Source organism: Affinundibacterium baiyunense (genome assembly GCF_018139645.1).
Taxonomy (GTDB): Bacteria; Pseudomonadota; Gammaproteobacteria; order Burkholderiales; family Burkholderiaceae_D; genus Undibacterium; species Undibacterium baiyunense.
In genome coordinates, this window is record NZ_JAGSPM010000006.1 from 69,690 (window position 1) to 84,528 (window position 14,839).

Below are 14,839 nucleotides of genomic sequence, written 5' to 3' on the forward strand. Positions count from 1 at the left end.
CTATTTTTACATATTATATAAACTCATCATGCTGCTCATTCCTGCTATCGACCTGAAAGATGGTCACTGCGTACGTCTTAAACAAGGCGATATGGATCAAGCCACAGTATTTTCCGAAGAACCTGCTGATATGGCACGTCACTGGCTAGAGCAAGGCGCACGTCGTTTACATCTGGTGGATTTAAACGGCGCCTTCGCTGGAAAACCAAAAAATGAGGCGGCGATCAAGGCAATTATCAAAACCGTGCGTGAATATGCAGAAGAAACAGAAACCGAAGAAGTGCCGGTGCAGTTAGGTGGAGGCATTCGCGACCTTGATACCATCGAGCGTTATTTAAACGCCGGTATTTCTTACATCATTATCGGCACCGCGGCGGTGAAGAGTCCAGGGTTTTTGGCGGATGCATGCAGTGCTTTTCCAGGTCAAATTATTGTCGGTATTGACGCCAAAGACGGCAAAGTAGCGACTGATGGCTGGAGCAAAATGTCGGGTCATGACGTGATTGATTTGGCGAAAAAATTTGAAGGCTATGGCGTCGAAGCGATTATCTATACCGACATCGGCCGCGATGGCATGATGGGTGGCGTGAATATTGAAGCTACCGTGAAGTTGGCACAGGCAGTTTCGATTCCGGTTATCGCATCTGGCGGTGTGCATGTGCTTGCCGATGTTGAAGCCTTGTGCGAGGTTCAAGACGAAGGTATCGAAGGTGTGATCTGTGGCCGTTCCATTTATGAAGGCACCTTAGATTTGGCCAGCGCACAAGATCGTGCTGATGAACTCAGTGGTGATTTGATTTACGAAGAAGACGAAGAATGACTTTAGCCAAAAGGATTATTCCTTGTCTGGATGTGAACGCTGGACGAGTGGTAAAAGGCGTCAATTTTCTCGAATTGCGTGACGCAGGTGATCCTGTGGAGGTGGCGCGTCGTTACGACTTACAAGGTGCTGACGAAATTACCTTTTTGGATATCACCGCATCTTCGGACGACCGAGATTTAATCTTGCCTGTGATTGAAGCCGTTGCGTCCCAAGTATTTATTCCTTTGACTGTCGGTGGTGGCGTTAGAACAGTCGCTGATGTACGTCGACTACTCAATGCTGGTGCGGATAAAGTTGGAATGAACACTTCAGCCGTGACAAATCCGCAGTTAGTTGCGGACGCGGCGCATAAATATGGCTCTCAATGTATCGTGGTTGCGATCGATGCGAAAGCGACCGCGCCTGGTCGGTGGGAAGTGTATACCCACGGCGGGCGCAATGCGACTGGCCTCGATGCTGTTGAATGGGCTCGCAAGATGGCTGCCTTAGGTGCAGGTGAGATTTTATTAACGAGTATGGATAAAGATGGCACGCGTTCTGGCTTTGACCTCGCTTTAACCAGAGCAGTCTCGGATGCGATTGACATTCCAGTGATTGCCTCGGGTGGTGTTGGCGGCTTACAAGACCTAACCGATGGTATTAAACTTGGTGGCGCAGATGCCGTTTTGGCAGCAAGTATTTTTCATTTTGGACAGCACACAGTGCAGGAAGCAAAACAATTTATGGCAGCACAACATATACCAATGAGGTTAGCATGAGTTTTCGTTGGTTAAATAAAGTGAAATGGGATGAAGTTGGTCTCGTCCCCGTCATTGCGCAAGAAGTTGGTAGCAATGATGTGGTGATGTTCGCTTGGATGAATCGTGAAGCTTTGAGCCGCACCGTTGAAACCGGCGAGGCAGTTTATTGGAGCCGTTCACGTAAAAAACTCTGGCACAAAGGCGAAGAGTCTGGTCACGTTCAAAAGGTGAAAGAAATCCGCCTTGATTGCGACGAGGATGTGATTCTTCTAAAGATTGAGCAAGTCGAAGGAATCGCATGTCATACCGGACGACATTCTTGTTTCTTCCAAAAATTTGAGGGAAATGTTGATGCAGGTGAATGGGTCACAGTCGATCCTGTGTTAAAAGACCCTGAGGCAATTTATAAATAATTGCGCTACTAATCGATATGTCTTTGCTGCTTATTTAGTCATGCTAATAAGCAAGTAAATAAATAACTAAGTAAATTTCGTTACGCAATGACTCAAGAATCTATATTGCATCAACTCGCCGCAGTGATTGAAAGCCGTAAAGCGGTCAATGGCGGCAATCCAGATACCTCATATGTCGCTAAGTTGTTCCATAAAGGCGATGATGCGATATTGAAGAAAATAGGTGAAGAGGCGACCGAAACGGTGATGGCGGCAAAAGATGCGCGCGTTTCTGGCGATACATCGGATTTATTGTATGAGTGCGCGGACCTCTGGTTTCATTCGCTTGTCATGTTAGCCCAGTATAATTTGCATCCGCAACAAGTACTGGATGAGTTGGCACGGCGTGAAGGGATTTCTGGAATCGAAGAGAAAGCTGCTCGTCCCCAAAATTGATAGGCTTCAATTTTGGTTTTTTGTAACAATCTTTGAGTGGACAGTATGGATAACTGCATTTTTTGTAAAATCGTTGAGAAGCAAATTCCTGCAACTATTTTGTATGAAGATGATGATTTAATGGCATTTAATGACATAAATCCTGCAGCACCTGTCCATTTCTTGATTATTCCCAAGAAGCATTTGTCAAGTTTGGCCGATGCGAGTGCCGAAGATGCAGTATTGTTAGGTAAAATGTTGGAATTGGCTCCTAAGCTAGCAGCCCAACAAGCTTGTGCATATATTGAGCATGCAGATGGATCAAAGTCGGGTGGTTTTAAAACGGTGATCAACACCGGACCGAACGGCGGTCAAGTTGTTTATCATTTACACATGCATGTGATTGGTGGCGCGAAGTTAGCGTGATTTACGGTATTTTAATTGATTGATTTTTGGCTCCGGCCTTGAAGGAAGCATGATGGGTTCATTTAGTATTTGGCATTGGCTAATCGTATTGGTTGTAGTCGTTTTAGTATTTGGCACTAAAAAACTCGGCAACGTTGGTAGTGATTTGGGTAAAGCCGTTAAAGGTTTTAAAGATGGTGTGAAAGGTGAAGATGAGAAATCACCAAAAGCCGATGAACAAAAAACGATCGATGTCGATGCAAAGGATAAATCTACACACTAATCTTCGGATGGTGTTAGAGCAGATTTATGATAGATCTCGGATTGACCAAGCTCGCCTTGATTGGGGCTGTAGCTTTGATAGTAATTGGCCCCAAAGAATTGCCTAAAGTGGCGCGCATGGCGGGTACCTTATTTGGTCGTGCGCAACGCTATATCAGTCAGGTCAAATCCGAAGTGAGTCGTGAAATCGAAATGGAAGAGTTGCGCAAAATGCAGAAAGAAGTTGAATCTGCGGCGCAAAATTTCGAGCAAGATATTCATAAGGAATTTTCTGAAGCCCAGCAAGAGTTGAATGAATTAGTGCAGCCATCTGCAAATTCTATTTACGCTGGTGATGATACTTATGCGTCTCCCTCAGATGAAGCGATGATTGAAAAGGCGAAGAATTTTCGTCGCCGAAAAGTCGCTAAGACTTCTAACATTCCTCACTGGTATAAGAGCCGACATGGCCATCGTAGTCAGGTCATTTCGGGTGCGGCGCGGATGGCAAAGCATCGTGTCAATCGCAGCCCTTCATCGAGTTTTTTCTAAATGCTCTCAATTAATTATTTAAGGGCATGTCATGAGTGATAATAATTTCTTAGGTATGCAAGATACCTTTATATCGCATCTGGTCGAATTAAGAGATCGATTAGTGAAGGCGTGTGCGGGTGTCGCCATTATTTGTGCAGCCTTGTTTGCTTGGCCGGGCCCTTCAGCGATTTATGATTTTCTGGCGCAGCCGATGATCGCAGCCTTACCAGCAGGTTCGAAGATGATCGCGACCGGCGTGATTTCGCCATTCTTGGTGCCGATGAAAGTGACTTTGTTATTGGCATTCTTGCTTGCTTTGCCTTGGGTGTTGTATCAAGCTTGGGCCTTTATCGCACCGGGCTTATACGCGCATGAAAAGCGTTTAATCGCACCATTGGTGATTTCTTCATCCGTGTTGTTTGCTGCTGGGGTGGCGTTTTGCTATTTCTTTGTTTTTGGTCGCGTATTTAAGTTTATTGCCGAATTTGCGCCGACCTCGATTACCGTTTCTCCCGATATCGAAAACTATCTCGATTTCATTATGTCGATGTGTTTGGCCTTTGGCTTGACCTTCGAAGTGCCGATCGTGGTGATCGTTTTGGTACGCACAGGGCTTCTGACAGTAGAGAAACTAAAAGCGATACGCTCGTATGTGATTGTCGGTGCATTTATCATTGCAGCAATCGTGACACCACCAGACGTTGTTAGCCAACTGGCGTTGGCAATTCCTATGTGGATGCTGTTTGAATTAGGCTTATTTGTTGCGCCGATTTTTGTGAAAGCGACGCAAGCACCCGAATCTTCATCTGATAGTTAAGTTGCACTAGCTAAATTTTGCAGCCCTTAACCAAGTGACTAGTGGGAGTGCTGTTTTAAATCCGCTTAATAATTTTTTGTGTACGTCTTCGTACAGCATGCCCTCTAAAGGAATTTCGGTCCATACCATCATGCTCTTGAGTTTTAGATACTCGATTAAAGCATGCTCAGGATCGAAACCTTTAGGTGGTCGTATCAATTTCCCTTCTTCTTGCAACTCACCAAAGCAGTCTTTCATCGCTTTATTTTTGATCAGTTTTTTGAATCCAGTCTCATCTTCGAGGATATGTTGACGAATATTCTTTAAGCGATCTGACGGTGGCATATATTCGCCTACTGCAAACAACAAACGATTGTCTTGGCTGATCTGAAAATAGTAGGCGGGACCGCCACCTTCACTGGGTTTCTTGCGACCACTCGGTAAAATCGACGCGGAGAAATAAGTTTTATACGGTGATTTATCTTTGCCAAAGCGCACATCGCGATTGATCCGAAATAGGGCTTTCTTAGGATCACATTGCGCGATCGCGGGATCGAATTTGCTTAGCTCTTGGATTAGTCGTGTCACCATTTGTAAAAATTCCGCACGCAAAATATCGTAGCGCGGTTTATTCATAACAAACCAAGCACGGTTGTTATTCTCTGATAATTCAAACAGAAATCGACTGAGTTCGGCGACGTGCATGGTGATTAATCTTCCGGTTTAAATGGTGGACGTTTGCCGACCACGATATCTAATTGCATTTCGTTTGATTGTCGTACCAGCGTCAACTTGGCTTTAGAATTTGGCTTAAGTTGTGCGATTTGATTCATCATTTCACGACTATTGGAGAACGCTTTGCCGTCAATCGCAATACAAATATCACCAGGTTTAACGCCAGCTTGGTCTGCCGGGCCACCTCGCACCACTGCGGCAACAATAGAGCCTTTGGTTTGTTTGATGTTGAAGCTCTCCGCCATCTCTTCTGTAATATCTTCAGGGCTAATGCCGAGATAGCCACGAACAACTTGACCATCTGTAATGATCGCTTCCATCACCATTTTGATGGTTGAAACTGGAATAGCAAAACCGATTCCTAACGAACCACCGTTTTGTGAGTAAATCGCGGAATTGATGCCGAGTAAATTGCCGTTCGCATCCACCAAAGCACCGCCTGAGTTACCGGGATTGACCGCCGCATCAGTTTGAATAAAATTTTCATAGGTGTTGATGCCAACGCTATTGCGGCCAAGTGCAGAAATAATTCCCATCGTAACCGTTTGACCAACGCCAAATGGATTGCCGATTGCGAGGACCACATCGCCAACGTTTGCTTCTTCTGAATGACCAAGCGTGATAGTTGGCAAATCCTTTAAGTCAATCTGCAAAACCGCTAGATCGGTGTCTGGATCAGTGCCAATCACTTTAGCAGTAGCTTGTCGGCCATCCGCTAAGGCAACTTCGATCGCGCCTGCACCTTGGATGACATGATTATTCGTCAGAATATGACCTTGTGGACTCATGATGACGCCAGAACCGCTACTCGATGGGCGTTCCGCTTTAGGTTTGGCTTGCTCGCCAAAAAAGCGTTTGAAAAACGGATCATTCAAAAGAGGATTGTTATTACCTGAGCTACGTGTCGCACTGATATTCACCACCGAAGGCATCGCGCGCTTAGCTGCAAGATGATAGGTGCCAGGTGCATTGTTCTTATTGCTTGGTGCTTCTTTTAGTGTGGCCGACGAAGTCAAACTCACATTCTTATTAATTACCAAGCCTTGCTGCACCCAATTGGGCTTTAAGCTGGTTACAATAAACCACAGTGCCAAGCCGACAGTAACGGTTTGCGCAAATAACAGCCATAAACGACGCATCATGAGGAGTATATGTTAGGAAAATCAATCGATAGGAATATGCTGACGCAATTTTTGGCGAACGAATTGCAAGTCGCACGTTTTCGTGATTATTGCCCAAATGGGCTTCAGGTGGAAGGGCGAAAAGAAATTAAGAAGATCATTACTGGTGTCACAGCTTGTCAGGCGCTCTTAGACGAAGCGGTTCGGCTTGAAGCGGATGCCATTTTGGTGCATCACGGATATTTTTGGAAAGGCGAGGATATGCGTGTAGTAGGACAGAAATATCAGCGTCTCAAAACCTTAATAGAACACGAAATGTCACTGTTTGCCTATCATCTTCCTTTAGATTCGCATCCTAGTTTAGGCAATAATGCACAATTGGCGCAGCTTTTTGGGTTTGAAGTGACGGGGCGATTTGGTGAGGATGATATAGCTTGGCTTGGAAAATCAATGGATGCTGGGATTTCTCAAGTTGGACAATTGGCAGCGCATATTTCTTCGAAATTAGGACGCGAAGCCTTAGTGATCGGTGATGCAGAACAAGCGGTGGGTACGATTGCTTGGTGCTCGGGTGCTGCACAGAATATGCTGGCCGTGGCGATCGACGCAGGTGCAAACGTTTATATTAGCGGTGAAATTTCTGAATCGACCGTGCATTTGGCCAGAGAGGCTGGTGTTAGCTATTTGGCTTGTGGTCATCACGCCAGCGAGCGTTATGGTGTTCAAGCCTTAGGGGAGATGATCGCGCGGGAATTTGGCATTCAACATCAGTTTGTTGACATCGCTAATCCAGTTTAATTGTGAAAATGCCACCAAGATTGGTGGCATTTTTTGAGAACCTCATTCTGTAAATTATTTTTTCAATGCATCGCGAATTTCGCGCAACAACATCACATCTTCAGGCGTTGGTGGTGGTGCTGCAGGTGCTGCTGCGGCATCAGCTGCATCTTTCTTTTTCATTAGATTTACCAAGCGTACCATTTGGAAAATAATAAACGCTAAGATAATGAAATTTAAAGATATCGTTAAGAAATTACCATAAGCGAGCACCGCACCTGCTTTTTTTGCCTCAGCTAAAGTTAGATCCGCCGCTTGGCCATTTAATGGTAAGTAGTAATTAGCGAAATCTAAGCCGCCAAAAATTTTTCCCACAACCGGCATTACGATGTCGCCAACTAATGAATCGACAATCTTACCGAATGCGGCACCAATAATAACGCCCACAGCTAAGTCAATCACATTACCTTGTGCCGCAAAGCTCTTAAATTCTTGCATCATGCCCATAAAAATTCCCCTAACTAGTTTTAGATTTATCTAATTCAAATGTGAAGTATTTGCTCTAAGAATATGGCAAAACAGCAATATGATAATCCGCAAAAGCGCTTTCGACTTGAATAATATTGTCAATTCTTGTGAATCGCGCATCGTTTTGTTGTAATTCTCCGTTCATGCCGCCACGGTTCGCTTATTTTTTCATAGAAAATTTGTAGCATGTGGGTCATTTAGGTGCAAAAACAAGCTAAATCGGTCTGTAAAGCATCTTTTTCTTTAATTCACCTTCCGGCTCCTTTATAATTTAAGGTTGTAAGAAGTGGGGTTGTGCTTCGTCAAGTTTGATTTTTGATAGATTGGGGTTTGTATGAGTATCGAAAAGCAGGTCGATCCAAGTCGTCGCGGCTTACTCGTTGCTACCTGTGTTGCAGGTGGAGCAGTGGGTGTCAGTACGGCGGTGTCACTAGTGAGTACTTTTCAGCCATCCGAGCGCGCAAAAGCGGCGGGTGCACCGGTTGAAGTGGATATCTCCACATTAAAACCAGGTGAAATGACGACAACAGAATGGCGTGGTAAGCCAGTGTGGATTTTAAAGCGCACGCCAGAGATGATGGAAAGTCTCAAAAAAACAGAGGCAAAAGTAGCAGATCCAAAGTCTGAAAAGCCTTATACGATGGATATGCCAGCGTATTGCGACAAACAAACACGTTCTCGTAAAGAACATAGTGATATTTTGGTGACAGTTGGTATTTGCTCCCATTTGGGTTGCTCACCAATCTCCAAATTCACGCCAGGCGCACAGCCATCGTTGCCAGATGATTGGGATGGTGGATTTATCTGCCCATGTCACGGTTCTACATTTGATTTGGCTGGTCGCGTTTATAAAAACAAACCTGCACCGCAAAATCTAGACGTGCCACCGCATATGTTTTTATCAGATACCAAAATCATCATCGGTAAAGATGAGAAAGGCGAGGCTTAATCATGGCATTTGTTGAGAAAAAACTTCCTGACGATGCGCCTATCGCAGCGAAAGCATTAAATTGGGTTGACTCTCGTTTTCCACTGACTAAATTGTGGAACGATCAATGGGGTCAATACTACGCGCCAAAAAACTTTAACTTCTGGTACATCTTCGGCTCCTTAGCGATGCTGGTTTTGGTTATTCAGATTGTGACTGGTATTTTCTTGGTGATGCATTACAAACCAGATGCGAATTTAGCCTTTGCTTCTGTTGAGTACATCATGCGTGAAGTTCCATCAGGTTGGTTGGTGCGATACATGCACTCCACTGGTGCTTCTGCGTTCTTCATCATTGTGTATTTGCACATGACTCGCGCTTTATTGTACGGTTCATACCGCAAACCACGTGAGTTGATTTGGTTGTTTGGTTTCGCTATTTTCTTGTGCTTGATGGCCGAAGCGTTCTTCGGTTACCTCTTGCCTTGGGGACAAATGTCGTACTGGGGTGCACAGGTTATCGTGAACTTGTTTGGTGCGATTCCTTTCATCGGCCCAGATTTGTCATTGTGGATTCGTGGTGATTACGTTGTTTCTGATGCGACATTAAATCGCTTCTTTGCATTCCACGTTATCGCTATTCCATTGGTATTGTTAGGCTTGGTAGTCGCGCATTTGATCGCTTTGCATGAAGTTGGTTCTAACAACCCAGACGGTATTGAAATCAAAGAAAACTTAGATGCAGATGGTCATCCAGTTGATGGCGTGCCTTCTCATCCTTACTACACTTTCCATGATATTTTTGGTGTGACTGTGTTCTTGACGATCTTTACAGCAGTGGTGTTCTTTGCTCCAGAAATGGGCGGATACTTCTTGGAATACAATAACTTTATTCCAGCTGACTCATTAAAAACGCCTCCACATATTGCACCAACATGGTACTTCACACCGTTCTACTCCATCTTGCGTGCAACTACTTCTGAGTTCTTGTATGTGATTCAAGCTGGTGTTGCTGCTTATGTTGCGTTGATTTGGTTGAAGTCTTCTTTGGGCTTTATGACTAAGGCCGCAATTGCAGTGATCGCATTGTTGGCAATTATCGGCATGATGCCTTTCGGTCTAGATGCAAAATTCTGGGGCGTTGTATTGTTTGGCGGTTCTGTTGTGATCTTGGCGTTCTTGCCTTGGTTAGATGTATCTCCAGTGAAGTCAATTCGTTATCGTCCTGATTGGCATAAATACGTGTACATCGTGTTTGGTATCGCATTTATCGTGCTGGGTTACCTTGGTGTACAAGCGCCATCCCCAATGGGTGAGCGTGTGTCACAAGTTTGCGCGCTGATCTACTTTGGTTTCTTCTTGTTGATGCCTTGGTGGAGCGGTATGGGTACATTTAAGATTGTGCCAAAACGCGTAACTTTTGCTGCGCATTGATCAGATTAAGCGAGGAAAAATTAGCATGAAATTACTTAAAAAACTGATCTTAAGCTTGGCATTTGCTCCAGCCTTAGCGCTGGCTAGCGGTGGAAGCTTCCCATTGGATCGCGCTCCAGAACGTACGAACGACTTATCTGCATTGCAAAATGGTGCGAAATTGTTTGTGAACTACTGCTTGAATTGCCACTCTGCTGTATCCATGCGTTACAACCGTTTGCGCGATATTGGTTTGTCGGATGATCAAATCAAGAGCAATTTATTATTCACCGGAGAAAAAATTGGTGAATTGATGAAAACAAGCTTGAGCGCAAAAGATGCGAAAGAATGGTTCGGCGCTGTTCCGCCAGATTTGTCAGTTATCGCTCGCGCTAAAGCATCTGGCGCTGGTACTGGCGCAGACTGGTTGTACACCTATTTACGTACTTACTACAAAGACGAAAGTCGTCCAACTGGTTGGAATAATATGTTGTTCCCAAATGTTGGTATGCCACATGCATTGTGGGAGTTGCAAGGTGTACGCGGTGCTAAATTCGAAGAAGTTAAAGATGCACATGATCCATCCAAAATGGAACACAAGTTTGTCGGCTTCGAGACTTTAACGCCAGGAAAAATGACTGCAGTCGAGTACGACAATGCTGTCGGTGACTTGGTTGCTTACTTGCAGTGGATGGGTGAACCAGCACAAAATGATCGTAAGCGTTTAGGCGTTTGGGTTGTTTTGTTTATGGCCTTGCTCGCAACATTGGCATGGCGTTTGAATGCCTCTTACTGGAAAGAAGTGAAGTAAATTAGTCGTCCGCTGAGAGATTCAGCGGATGTGTCATCCCAGGGTGAGGTCCGCTTTTTGCGCCTCGCCCTAATCGTTTTTAAGGAACTATAAAAATGATGGTTCTCTACTCAGGTACAACCTGCCCATTTTCTCAACGTTGCCGTTTAGTCTTGTTTGAAAAAGGCATGGATTTTGAAATCCGTGACGTTGATTTGTTCAACAAACCAGAAGATATCTCAACCATGAATCCTTACGGCCAAGTGCCGATTTTGGTAGAGCGTGAATTGGTATTGTACGAATCGAATATCATTAATGAGTATATCGACGAGCGTTTTCCTCACCCACAATTGATGCCCGCTGATCCATTGCAACGCGCTCGTGCGCGTTTGATGCTGTTTAATTTTGAAAAAGAATTATTCGTGCATGTGCATACTCTGGAAAATGAGAAAAACAATGCTTCTTCTAAAGTGTTGGATAAAGCGCGGGCAGAGATTCGTGATCGCTTGACACAGTTGGCGCCTTTGTTTGTGAAAAATAAATACATGTTGGGTGAAGAGTTCTCCATGTTAGACGTTGCGGTTGCACCGTTGTTGTGGCGTCTTGATCACTATGGCATCGACTTGTCCAAAACAGCGGCACCATTGTTGAAATATGCAGAGCGCATTTTCTCGCGTCCTGCTTACATTGAAGCTTTGACACCGTCTGAAAAAGTAATGCGTCGTTAATGAATTAGACGACTAAGTGAGGCAAGTTCACACTTAGTCGTTTTTTTCATGATTCTCAAGAAGGTATTTCAAGTCCATGTCAGAAATTTCTACAAAGCCTTATTTGTTACGTGCTATTTACGAATGGTGCACGGATAACGGGTTTACACCGTATTTGTCAGTAAAAGTGAGTGGTGCTGTACAAGTTCCGATGGAATTTGTGCGTAAAGGTGAAATTGTTTTGAATATCGCTTTTTCTGCTACAAGCGGTTTAAAAATGGATAATGACGCCATTAGCTTTAAAGCCAGATTTGGTGGCGTATCACGAGATATTTATATTCCTGTGCGAAATGTGCAGGCGATTTTTTCGAGTGAGAATGGACAAGGAATGGTTTTTGATACGGTTGAAGACGAGCTGATGTCCGAACCACCACCATCGGAGCCAAGTCGACCAAGTATTGGTTTGGCATCGGTGAATGCAAGGGAAGAAAAGCCCTTGATTGAAGTGGAAAAAGCGGAAGAAATAAAAGAATCAAAAGAAACACAAAAAAAATCAGAAAAACCTTCCCTAAAAGTCATAAAGTAGTCTATAATCTTGTTCTTCGAGATTCGTTGCAAAACAAAAGTGATGCAATAAAGATTGAAACGATTTCCGCCGGCTTAGCTCACTTGGTAGAGCAGTTGACTTGTAATCATCAGGTAGCCAGTTCGATTCCGGCAGCCGGCACCAGTAGTACTAAGGGCTCACAGAAATGTGAGCCCTTTTTTATTGTGCATTTTCACCGCACAATCGATTCGACTCAGCATTGTTTCGGCATTTCCTCCTTACATAGTTGATTCTAGATTTTAGAATTTCGCATCTTCATCAAGGTTTCGTCCCCTTTCCAGTCAGGCTCAGTAAAGTTGTTTTGTTGGGTGCTTTCGCAGAGTTGTGCTACAAGGCAATACTGCTTTATGCCATAATGGTTTTCGGATTGACCTTTCTTGTTTCAGTCTTATTTTTATTGGCTGAATTGATTCTATATGCGACTGTCGCCAACCAAATTTTGGAAGTCTTGCTGCTTGGGCGCGCTATATTTGCTTGCCCATAGCGTCGCTGCTTCAACTATTGATATCAAGGCCTATACAGAAGAATGGCCGCCGTATAATTTTTTGAATGGAAAACAAGTTACAGGAATTTCCACAGATATCTTACGTGCTGCCTGCAATAACGCGCATCTTCAGTGTGAATTTCAACTTGTGCCGTGGACGCGAGCCTATAAGACGGTACAAGAAACAAAAAACACCATTATCTATACGATTGCACGTATTCCCACGCGTGAAGCACAATTTGTATGGATAGGGCCACTTTTTCCTCGAACGACATGGATTTACGCGCGCGCTGAAGTCGCCGATAAAATTCACCATATGAAAGACTTGGAGAAATTTAGAGTCGGAGTGATTCGTGCCGAAGCTTCCTTAACCGATTTGACGGAGGCCGGTGTCCCATCATCTGCGATACGTATCTTTAATTCAAACACAGATGAAATGCGTATGTTAAAAGCAGGTCAGATTGATGTTGTCGTCAATACAGAAATTGGTATGGCAGTCAATCAACAGCAGTTTGATATTGGCGCCGATAAGTTGGTAAAGCTGATGAAGCTTTATGATGCTGGTTCCTTGTATTTTGGTATGAATATCAACTCAGATCCGATTTTGATTGAGAAACTACAAAATGCAGTAGACAAATTGCGTCGCGATGGCAAAATTCAATTGATTGTGCAGCAGTACACCAAAGCACATTGAGTTAGATTTGCCTTAGCTGTACTAGCTCATACTGATATCGCGTGCGTCTGTACGTCTCTTAGATTATAAGTTTCTATGTTTTATACTCTAGCCGTTTTGTTGTTGTTCCAATGTGTCGGAGAGCTCATTGCCTTGGGATTGGCGTTGAGTATTCCAGGCTCGGTGATCGGTATGGTGCTGTTGTTCTTTGCTTTACTTGTCTCCCCGCGATTGATGGAAAAAGTGGAGGAATCCAGTCACCATATCCTCAAGCATATGTCGCTGTTTTTTATTCCAGCTGGCGTCGGCATTATGGTCTCTGCAGCGGGTGTTATGCAGCACTGGCTGGCCGTTGTGATTGCCATTATCTCCAGCACTTTATTGACCTTAGCTATCACTGCTATCAGTATGCGATGGTTGATGAATTCGATGCCACCAGCTACAGATGAAGTGATGGCAGATAAACCATCAACGCCATCCAGTTTGGATCAATGATATGCGGTCGGCTTTCGATTTCATAACGGTTTGGCATTATCTAGCGCACTCTCCTATACTCGCTATTTGTTTGACGCTATCTGCCTATTTGTTGGCTACATGGATATCTTCTAAGTTCAATTTTTCGCCACTCGCTAACCCTGTCGTGATGGCGGTCGCGATGATTATTCTCGTTTTAAGCACGGTTGGCATTTCATATGAAACGTATTTCGCTTCAGCGCAAGTGATTCATTTGATGCTTGGGCCAGTGACTGTGGCGTTGGCTATCCCGCTGGCACGTCAATTACCAAAATTACGGCGTCGATTTTTGCCCTTAACGATAGGTTTATTGTGCGGATCGATCACTGCAATCATTTCCGCGGTTTTTATTATTATTTGGATGGGTGGTTCGAAAGAGTTAGCTCTATCAATTGGTCCTAAGTCGGCGACAACGCCAATCGCGATGAGCATTGCCGATAAGATTGGTGGCATTCCCTCCATTGCTGCTGCCATCGTCATTTTAACAGGCGCATTTGGAGCGCTAGTCGCACGGTATTTGTTCAATTGGATGCGGATTAGTTCGCCAGAGATTCGTGGCTTTGCATTGGGTTTAGCCGCGCACGGAATTGGTACTGCACGTGCTTTTCAGGTGAGCCGAGAAATTGGTACTTTCGCCGGTTTAGGAATGGGTTTGAATGGTGTTTTGACTGCCTTACTGGCACCGACCTTGGTGCCAGTGATTGTGAACTATTTTTTTAAATAGTGTCGATGTCGACATACATAGGAGATCTTTGGTAGATCTCACTTTGTATTTGACTTCGCTCTATTTAAGTATTCAGTAGCAAGGGCGTAAAACCCGCTTCACGAATCGCTACTTCAAGCGCTGCGTCTGATTGTGTGGAATTAATCGTAACCAAGTGTGCGGCGAGATCTACCGTGATGCTGGCTTGCGCATCGACTTCTTGAATCGCTTTGCTGATGCTCGCTTCACAATGCTTGCATGTCATATCTTCTACTTGAAACCGTGGCATGAAAATTCTCCTAAAAAGCTTTTGAATGAAATGATTGTAGTGGTTCTGACTGCGCTTTGCTTGCGCTCGCTCATGAAGTCTCAATTTTTCCTTGACCTTACCATAATGGGAAGCTATATCCTGATCGTATGTCAGAAATCTGCTGCTCCATAATTCGTTGATCAGCAGCTTCATGATGACCACCAA

The 14,839-nt window shown here is 44.4% G+C and carries 21 protein-coding genes and 1 tRNA gene; 18 read left to right on the forward strand and 4 right to left on the reverse strand.

What is annotated here, in order from left to right:
- Positions 1 to 28 precede the first annotated feature (28 nt).
- The 8 genes from hisA (at position 29) to tatC (ending at position 4,407) form a co-directional block, all read left to right on the forward strand.
- Entirely contained in the window at positions 29 to 820 is a 792-nt protein-coding gene (gene hisA, locus KDM92_RS11025) for a 1-(5-phosphoribosyl)-5-[(5-phosphoribosylamino)methylideneamino]imidazole-4-carboxamide isomerase (RefSeq protein ID WP_189346213.1), read from the forward strand.
- A complete protein-coding gene (gene hisF / locus KDM92_RS11030; protein WP_212684420.1) occupies positions 817 to 1,581 on the forward strand; it encodes an imidazole glycerol phosphate synthase subunit HisF in 765 nt (254 codons plus the stop codon). Before hisA ends, hisF begins: the two co-directional genes overlap by 4 nt.
- Complete coding sequence (gene hisI, locus KDM92_RS11035) at positions 1,578 to 1,976, forward strand: phosphoribosyl-AMP cyclohydrolase (protein WP_189346211.1); 399 nt, start codon at positions 1,578 to 1,580, stop codon at positions 1,974 to 1,976. The genes hisF and hisI overlap by 4 nt, the downstream gene beginning before the upstream one ends.
- Before the next feature lie 87 nt (positions 1,977 to 2,063).
- Complete coding sequence (locus KDM92_RS11040) at positions 2,064 to 2,411, forward strand: phosphoribosyl-ATP diphosphatase (RefSeq protein WP_212684422.1); 348 nt, start codon at positions 2,064 to 2,066, stop codon at positions 2,409 to 2,411.
- A 45-nt stretch (positions 2,412 to 2,456) separates the two neighbouring features.
- The gene (locus KDM92_RS11045) at positions 2,457 to 2,816 is read left to right on the forward strand and encodes a histidine triad nucleotide-binding protein (RefSeq protein WP_212684424.1); all 360 of its coding nucleotides are present in this window, start codon (positions 2,457 to 2,459) and stop codon (positions 2,814 to 2,816) included.
- Positions 2,817 to 2,868: 52 nt separating this feature from the next.
- Positions 2,869 to 3,078: a Sec-independent protein translocase subunit TatA gene (gene tatA, locus KDM92_RS11050; RefSeq protein WP_212684426.1), complete on the forward strand. Its 210-nt coding sequence runs from the start codon at positions 2,869 to 2,871 to the stop codon at positions 3,076 to 3,078.
- A gap of 26 nt (positions 3,079 to 3,104) precedes the next feature.
- Positions 3,105 to 3,608 (forward strand): Sec-independent protein translocase protein TatB, encoded by a 504-nt coding sequence (gene tatB / locus KDM92_RS11055; RefSeq protein WP_212684428.1) that lies wholly within the window; start codon positions 3,105 to 3,107, stop codon positions 3,606 to 3,608.
- A gap of 31 nt (positions 3,609 to 3,639) precedes the next feature.
- Positions 3,640 to 4,407: a twin-arginine translocase subunit TatC gene (gene tatC / locus KDM92_RS11060; protein WP_230408300.1), complete on the forward strand. Its 768-nt coding sequence runs from the start codon at positions 3,640 to 3,642 to the stop codon at positions 4,405 to 4,407.
- Positions 4,408 to 4,413: 6 nt separating this feature from the next.
- On the opposite strand, the gene KDM92_RS11065 is transcribed toward tatC, so the two are convergent.
- Together KDM92_RS11065 and KDM92_RS11070 are read right to left on the reverse strand one after the other, a co-directional pair.
- Positions 4,414 to 5,091, reverse strand: a complete 678-nt coding sequence (locus tag KDM92_RS11065; protein ID WP_212684430.1) for a DUF2461 domain-containing protein — start codon at positions 5,089 to 5,091, stop codon at positions 4,414 to 4,416.
- A gap of 5 nt (positions 5,092 to 5,096) precedes the next feature.
- Positions 5,097 to 6,263, reverse strand: coding sequence for a S1C family serine protease (locus tag KDM92_RS11070; protein WP_212684431.1), 1,167 nt, complete (start codon positions 6,261 to 6,263; stop codon positions 5,097 to 5,099).
- A gap of 36 nt (positions 6,264 to 6,299) precedes the next feature.
- Between KDM92_RS11070 and KDM92_RS11075 the strand changes: the two genes are divergently transcribed.
- The gene (locus tag KDM92_RS11075; protein WP_230408301.1) at positions 6,300 to 7,040 is read left to right on the forward strand and encodes a Nif3-like dinuclear metal center hexameric protein; all 741 of its coding nucleotides are present in this window, start codon (positions 6,300 to 6,302) and stop codon (positions 7,038 to 7,040) included.
- Between the two features lie 54 nt (positions 7,041 to 7,094).
- On the opposite strand, the gene mscL is transcribed toward KDM92_RS11075, so the two are convergent.
- Complete coding sequence (mscL, locus tag KDM92_RS11080; RefSeq protein ID WP_189346203.1) at positions 7,095 to 7,526, reverse strand: large conductance mechanosensitive channel protein MscL; 432 nt, start codon at positions 7,524 to 7,526, stop codon at positions 7,095 to 7,097.
- Positions 7,527 to 7,881: 355 nt separating this feature from the next.
- On the opposite strand from mscL, the gene petA reads away from it, so the two are divergent.
- The 9 genes from petA to KDM92_RS11125 all read left to right on the forward strand — a co-directional run bounded on the left by petA (position 7,882) and on the right by KDM92_RS11125 (position 14,385).
- A complete protein-coding gene (gene petA / locus KDM92_RS11085) occupies positions 7,882 to 8,496 on the forward strand; it encodes a ubiquinol-cytochrome c reductase iron-sulfur subunit (RefSeq protein WP_189346202.1) in 615 nt (204 codons plus the stop codon).
- The gene (locus KDM92_RS11090; protein ID WP_212684677.1) at positions 8,496 to 9,908 is read left to right on the forward strand and encodes a cytochrome b; all 1,413 of its coding nucleotides are present in this window, start codon (positions 8,496 to 8,498) and stop codon (positions 9,906 to 9,908) included. Before petA ends, KDM92_RS11090 begins: the two co-directional genes overlap by 1 nt.
- 25 nt (positions 9,909 to 9,933) lie before the next feature.
- Entirely contained in the window at positions 9,934 to 10,698 is a 765-nt protein-coding gene (locus KDM92_RS11095; protein ID WP_212684435.1) for a cytochrome c1, read from the forward strand.
- Positions 10,699 to 10,793: 95 nt separating this feature from the next.
- Positions 10,794 to 11,405, forward strand: a complete 612-nt coding sequence (locus tag KDM92_RS11100; protein WP_186891052.1) for a glutathione S-transferase N-terminal domain-containing protein — start codon at positions 10,794 to 10,796, stop codon at positions 11,403 to 11,405.
- A gap of 76 nt (positions 11,406 to 11,481) precedes the next feature.
- Positions 11,482 to 11,970, forward strand: a complete 489-nt coding sequence (locus KDM92_RS11105; protein ID WP_212684437.1) for a ClpXP protease specificity-enhancing factor — start codon at positions 11,482 to 11,484, stop codon at positions 11,968 to 11,970.
- Between the two features lie 68 nt (positions 11,971 to 12,038).
- Positions 12,039 to 12,114: transfer RNA gene (locus KDM92_RS11110), tRNA-Thr, on the forward strand.
- 293 nt (positions 12,115 to 12,407) lie between these two features.
- The gene (locus KDM92_RS11115) at positions 12,408 to 13,169 is read left to right on the forward strand and encodes a substrate-binding periplasmic protein (RefSeq protein WP_212684439.1); all 762 of its coding nucleotides are present in this window, start codon (positions 12,408 to 12,410) and stop codon (positions 13,167 to 13,169) included.
- Between the two features lie 75 nt (positions 13,170 to 13,244).
- Positions 13,245 to 13,643, forward strand: coding sequence for a CidA/LrgA family protein (locus KDM92_RS11120; RefSeq protein ID WP_212684441.1), 399 nt, complete (start codon positions 13,245 to 13,247; stop codon positions 13,641 to 13,643).
- Position 13,644: 1 nt separating this feature from the next.
- The gene (locus KDM92_RS11125; protein ID WP_212684443.1) at positions 13,645 to 14,385 is read left to right on the forward strand and encodes an LrgB family protein; all 741 of its coding nucleotides are present in this window, start codon (positions 13,645 to 13,647) and stop codon (positions 14,383 to 14,385) included.
- Positions 14,386 to 14,449: 64 nt separating this feature from the next.
- On the opposite strand, the gene KDM92_RS11130 is transcribed toward KDM92_RS11125, so the two are convergent.
- Positions 14,450 to 14,653: a heavy-metal-associated domain-containing protein gene (locus KDM92_RS11130; RefSeq protein WP_212684445.1), complete on the reverse strand. Its 204-nt coding sequence runs from the start codon at positions 14,651 to 14,653 to the stop codon at positions 14,450 to 14,452.
- Positions 14,654 to 14,839 lie beyond the last annotated feature (186 nt).